The following is a 5565-nucleotide window of genomic DNA, read 5'->3' as shown; positions in this document are numbered from 1 at the left end:
CTTGATGATGAATACTCGGATACGGTCATTCGAACCCTTCTTGTGGCCAATGTGGACCATGAAAGGATATTGACGGCCATTCCAAGAGCCCCAGGCCCCATGTTTGCCTATGCAGACTTCTTGTATACCGTTGGACGGCAGAGCCAGGGGCAGGAAATTTACAGGGAGATGCTGGCTATTCTGGGAGAGCTGGATAACCCCAAGATATCGCAATACTGGCGGGTCTATCGATTTTTTATCCGGCAGAAAAATATTAAAGATGCGATGGCGGCCCTGGAAAAAGCTGAAACCGCTATACCCGGTTATCCTGAATTTAAGATTGAGCTGGGCGATTTGTACCGGCGTCAGGGTATTTTGTTCAAGGCCCGGGAAAAGTATGAGCAGGCACTCTATGTTGATCCAAATAATAAAAAAGCGCGTCAGCGCCTGGAGAAAATGGATTCTCAATCAACGGAAGGGTAAGATTCACAACAGGGCAGGCAGCTTAATCGTTTATGTGTTTTTCCACGTATTGGGCCATGACCTCATGTATCCGCTGGGGGGGAGAGATTTTAAAATAACTTTCAACCACCACATGTCCGATTTCGTGACAGGTAACCCTCAGCCGTCCGTTGTTTGAGGAGTAAAATACCCGGTTCAGCCGGGGCGAATAAAAGGCAATATAATCTACATTGACGTTGTAAATCTGCTTAAAGGCATGGGCAACTTCATCTCTGCCGGGCAGGATTTTAATTGAATAGTTGAGGGGTCTTGGATACATATCCAGGACCCNNTTGGGAATGTTCGCCTCCCGGGCCAGTTCATCGACGATAGGTCTTGGATACATATCCAGGACCCTCATTGCTTTTTCTGTGATGACATCTATTTTTGCAACGACTTCCTGTTCGACGGTGTCGGTTTTATATTGCCTGACCTGGGAGCGCAGCCGTCCAGCGAGGTACAGCTCTTTGTTGTACCGCCTGAGATCCTCAGGGTTATCATAAATGATTGTTGCATATTTGCTCCTGAGCTCATATGCGGTACAGGGCGACAGCAGGCCGTCTGCCTGCATCACCACAACGCTCAAAAGTACTGCTGCAATAAACCGCATTGTGAGATTAACCTTTTACCTGACTGCTGCTGTCTGTATATTCTTTGACTACGGCGTCAATGTCTTTGCGGCTCCTTTCAATGTTTTCCACCAGTTTTAAAACATCTTCCCGACAATCCTTTTTCAATCCCGCCGTTATCTTTTCGACAGACACACCGATACCGACGTTTAGGTCCTGTATCCGGTTCAGGTTCTGTAAAAGTTTTGAATTAAACAGGTTTATCTTTTCAGCCAGCTCTTTTCCCTCATCCTTTTCCCTTAAACCAACCTCAACCGAAAGATCTCCTTTGATCATCTCATCAACGGTTTTTTCAAACCTGTAAAAGGGACCGGCCACACGATGGGTGAGTCTCATGGTGATAAAGCAGATAAAAATGCCTCCCAGAACGATAAACAGCCACTGGGTACTCAAAATTTTTTTAAAAAGAATCCCAGGTGTGGTGCCCAGTTGCAGGTGATAATTGTCATAGACAATGGAGAGGGTGTTTGACGAAAAAAAACTGAAAATAGCGATAAAAAGAATGCTTCCCAGGGTTAAAAGAATAAAGTAGTTGAAAATAAATTTTCCCTGAAGTTCTTTGTTAATGAAATATATTTTGCGTTTATAGGGGGTAGGACGGTTCATTTTTCCCTCCATATTTCTGCGTTCGCTTTTAATTCCCGTATCCAGTCGGCCATGAGTTGTTCCTGTTTATAGCCGGCAATAAAGTTTCTGATCTGTTCATCATCTGTGTCACCTCTCTTTGGGGCCTCAAGGGGGATAATCTGATCGATACGGTATGACAGAACGCCCATTCCCGATTCAACGGGTGGGGACATCTCTCCTTTCTTCAGGTTTAAAAGAGTAAACTTCAGCCCGTCTGAAAGATCCAGAAAATCGGCATCTATTTTTTGCGGTGTCTGGGATACACTGTTTTGCGCGTCATTCAATGATTTATAACCGAATTTTGATATGATCAGGCGGCTTGCCGACAATATTTTATATTTTTGAATTTCATTGTCGGACACGCTTGTCTTAAGGGTCGAAAGCTTCCTGTCCACTAAAATTTTGATCAAGGACTGCTCGTAATATTGCTGGACAGACTGGCGGAATGATTCTTCTTTGTGGATCTCCTTGTTGAGCGCTTCCTGGATAAGAAGTTGTTCATCAATCAGGGAATCAATGTATTCATCACGATTCATGTAGTAAGGTTTTAATTTGATCCGTGTTTCAAGTTCGGATTCGGAAATGATTCTGTCGTTGATCACAACCGCAGGCTTGGATATTTCAACCTTTGTCTTGAACACACCGTATGCGGCAAGANNCAAGAAGGGAAAACAGGACAATTATCCCGCCGATATAATAAAGGTATCTCATAATTTTGAATCCTTAAATTGATTTATCAACGATCAGACGGCCGGTGTTTTTTTCAACCTGTATGCACCTGTCATCATAAAGTCTGACCATACTATAGTCTTTCACATTTGTTATTTCAAGGTCTGGCAGGCCTTGGATTTTCAACCATTTTCGTATAATGGGCAGCTGCTCCGGATCACTTGCCCGGGCAGTGAAAATTTTAACCCGTGTGCCCTTGTCGATCATATCCTTTAACAGGGTCATCATTGCAGGTACAGGGTCTCCAACGGTTTCAATAGAGGAATGTTTGTCATAAAAAGCAAGGGTGCCGTCAAGATCCACGCCTATCCATGGTTCAATAGCGCTATTGTTTTCTTCCGAACTGCGTCGCGGGGCAATGGTATATTCCTTTGAGGCTTCTTCACCGGCTTTTTTAAGATATTGTTTAATAGATTTTAACATAGAAGATTGCAGTATCAAATAAATTGCGCAAATTTTGCGGCGGCGGCAGCACAATTCTCACCGTCAATGGCTGCCGATACGATACCGCCTGCATGACCGGCCCCTTCTGCGCAGGGGAAGAGCCCGTGAATATCCGGATGCATAAAGGTCGTTTTGTCCCTGGGAATTCTTACCGGTGAACTGGTCCTTGTCTCCACCCCGATGAGTTGGGCATCATTGGAGCAAAACCCGGGCATTTTTCTGTTGAAAATCGTTAATGCCTCTCCAAGGCCTTTGACCATAAACCTGGGCAGGCGCTCATGCAGGGGAGCAGATATGATGCCTGGGATATACGAGCTTGGATTCAGGGTTGCACTGGTTTTTCCCTTTAAAAAATCAGCGGCTTTCTGGGCCGGGGCGATCTGGGAATGTCCGCCCAGTTCAAATGCCAGTTTCTCAAGGGCTATGCGAAGTTTTAATCCGGCAAATTCATTTTCACATCTGTAATTTATCCACTCTTTTTCCCCGACACTGACCACAAAACCGGCGTTGGCAAAGGGAGAGTTGCGCTTGGAAACGGACATGCCGTTGACCACCTGTTCACCGGGAGAGGTGGCTGTCGGTACAATAATGCCGCCCGGGCACATACAGAATGAAAACGCCGCCCGTTCACTGGTCTGGCAGGTCAGGGAATAGGCGGCTGCCGGCAGGTTGCTGCTATAGTTTTTTGAATGGTACTGGATTTGATTGATCAGTTTTTGGGGGTGTTCAATTCTTACCCCCATGGCAAATTGCTTTGCCTCAAGCCGGATATTATGTTTTTTAAGCATATAATAAACATCCACGGCGGAATGGCCCGTGGCAAGTATGAGTTCTTGCCCCGGCATTTCAAGGCAATCATTTACCACCACCCCTTCAAGCCTGTTGTTTTGGACTATAAGGTCTGTTATCCGGCTGTTGAAATGTATCTCACCGCCATTGGACAGGATCGTTTCCCTTATGGCTGAAACGATCTTCGGCAGTTTGTTGGAACCGATATGGGGGTGGGCATCTATCAGTATATCCCGGTCTGCGCCGTGCTGTACAAGGATGTTTAATATCCTTTTGACATCACCGCGTTTTGTTGAGCGGGTAAAAAGCTTGCCGTCACTATAGGCTCCGGCACCACCCTCCCCGAAACAATAGTTGGAGTCCGGATTGACGGAATGGTTTCTTTGTATGGCGCTGATGTCAAACCGCCGGTCCCTGACATTTTTTCCCCGCTCCAGAACAACGGGTTTGATACCGGCTTCAATCAGTTTCAGGGCTGCAAACATCCCTGCCGGGCCGAATCCTGCAATGAGCACATCTCTGCCCGGTTTGACCGGGTTGTATGAAATTTCATCTTTTGTGGAGAGATAGGGTTCATTAATATATGCTTCATACCGTATCCGGAATACCGCAGATTTCCGGGCATCAATGGAGCGTTTCAATGGTATAAGGGCAGTAATATCATTGACATCGGCCCGTAATTTTTTTGCGGCCAGTTTTTTATGAAGAGTTCTGTTATACAGGCCGTCCGGGTGAACGGTCAGTTCAATCTGTCTTTTCATTGATCTCCCCTGTGATGGAGAACATTTATTCTGCCCGGTCCCTGATCAAAACTTATGATAAATTTGTTCCTGTTCATCCAGGATATCGTCCAGGATGGCTTCGGTGGTATAGGGGTTCATGATAACGCTCCGAAGTACCACCACCATGAAGTCATCCTCCGGCACAAGTTTAAGCCGGGTTCTGGAGACAAAACTTTTGCCTGCTTCCCGCTGGATGCGCTGGATGCGGATATTGATCTCGTCAAGTTCCTGGTTTAAGCGTTTTCGCTCCTCCCCCCGGGCGGTTGCCAGTTTCTGCCGAAAGGACATGGGCACCAACCGGTAGGTCAGAATATTAAGCACAGGCCGGGTCACCAGTTCAAATTCCGGCCGCTCTTCTATTTTTTCGGCAAATGCCCTGGCCGTTTCAATACCATGATCAATCATCAGGGCATACCCTTTGGCACCCATTATTTTTAAGGATGCATCCAGGATCAGGCAAGCGGCCTCCCTGGAACCTTCAAGGGTTTTGATGCCTAAATCCACAGAGCCCTTTCGGTTGACATATCGGGCATGGTAGGCAATGGCGTCAAGGGCTTTGGCGTTTTTAAAATAGACCATGCCCGCTCCCATGGGCATGTAAAATTGTTTGTGGCCGTCAATGGTGACGGAATCTGCCCGTTCAATGCCTGAAAGCAGATGGGCATAGGTGTGTGATAACAGTATCGGCCCGCCCCATGCCGCATCCACGTGGAAATGGATGTGCTCCTGTTCACAGATATCGGCCATCTGTTGCAATGGATCAATGGTCCCAGTTTCAGTGGCCCCGGCAATGCCCNNTACAGCCCCGGCAATGCCCACGATTGCGGCAATTTTTGTACGCCCTTCCTGCTTCAGATCCTGGATCGTTTGTTTAAGTTTGTCTATATCAATGGTGTGATCCGGTTTAACATCTACGGCAATAATGTTTTTATTGCCCAGGCCCAGAATCCCGCTTGCTTTCCTCAAAGAGTAGTGCCCCCGACGGGACACAAGGATGACCACCCGGTCCGTCTGGTGAACGCTCATGGCCTTGAACAGGCCGTCTTCTTCAATAGTTGAAAAATCATCTTTGGGCGGAAAAAGTT

Annotated in this window: 6 protein-coding genes; 1 reads left to right on the top strand and 5 read right to left on the bottom strand. The window is 46.8% G+C overall.

Annotated elements, in window-relative coordinates; genetic code table 11:
• Window positions 1-462: tetratricopeptide repeat protein (locus tag B3D59_RS02920; RefSeq protein WP_286817607.1), on the top strand; the 462-nt coding region annotated here is incomplete at its 5' end.
• Between the two features lie 635 nt (window positions 463-1097).
• On the opposite strand, the gene B3D59_RS02915 is transcribed toward B3D59_RS02920, so the two are convergent.
• The 5 genes from B3D59_RS02915 to B3D59_RS02895 form a co-directional block, all read right to left on the bottom strand.
• Window positions 1098-1715, bottom strand: a complete 618-nt coding sequence (locus B3D59_RS02915; protein WP_286817606.1) for a methyl-accepting chemotaxis protein — start codon at window positions 1713-1715, stop codon at window positions 1098-1100.
• Complete coding sequence (locus B3D59_RS02910; RefSeq protein ID WP_286817605.1) at window positions 1712-2377, bottom strand: peptidylprolyl isomerase; 666 nt, start codon at window positions 2375-2377, stop codon at window positions 1712-1714. Before B3D59_RS02910 ends, B3D59_RS02915 begins: the two co-directional genes overlap by 4 nt.
• Window positions 2378-2459: 82 nt before the next feature.
• Window positions 2460-2888 carry a hypothetical protein gene (locus B3D59_RS02905; protein WP_286817604.1) on the bottom strand — a complete coding sequence of 143 codons (429 nt, stop codon included), beginning with the start codon at window positions 2886-2888 and terminating at the stop codon, window positions 2460-2462.
• A gap of 14 nt (window positions 2889-2902) precedes the next feature.
• Window positions 2903-4459 (bottom strand): NAD(P)/FAD-dependent oxidoreductase, encoded by a 1557-nt coding sequence (locus B3D59_RS02900; protein ID WP_286817602.1) that lies wholly within the window; start codon window positions 4457-4459, stop codon window positions 2903-2905.
• 45 nt (window positions 4460-4504) lie between these two features.
• Window positions 4505-5565, bottom strand: a 1061-nt coding sequence (locus tag B3D59_RS02895; RefSeq protein WP_286817601.1) for an aminotransferase class V-fold PLP-dependent enzyme, incomplete at its 5' end; no start/stop codon positions are given.

The sequence above is a fragment of the Desulfobacter sp. UBA2225 genome (genome assembly GCF_002348205.1).
Lineage (GTDB): Bacteria > Desulfobacterota > Desulfobacteria > Desulfobacterales > Desulfobacteraceae > Desulfobacter > Desulfobacter postgatei.
The sequence above is the reverse complement of the archived record's forward strand: the minus strand, read 5'-3'. Positions and strand labels throughout refer to the sequence as shown.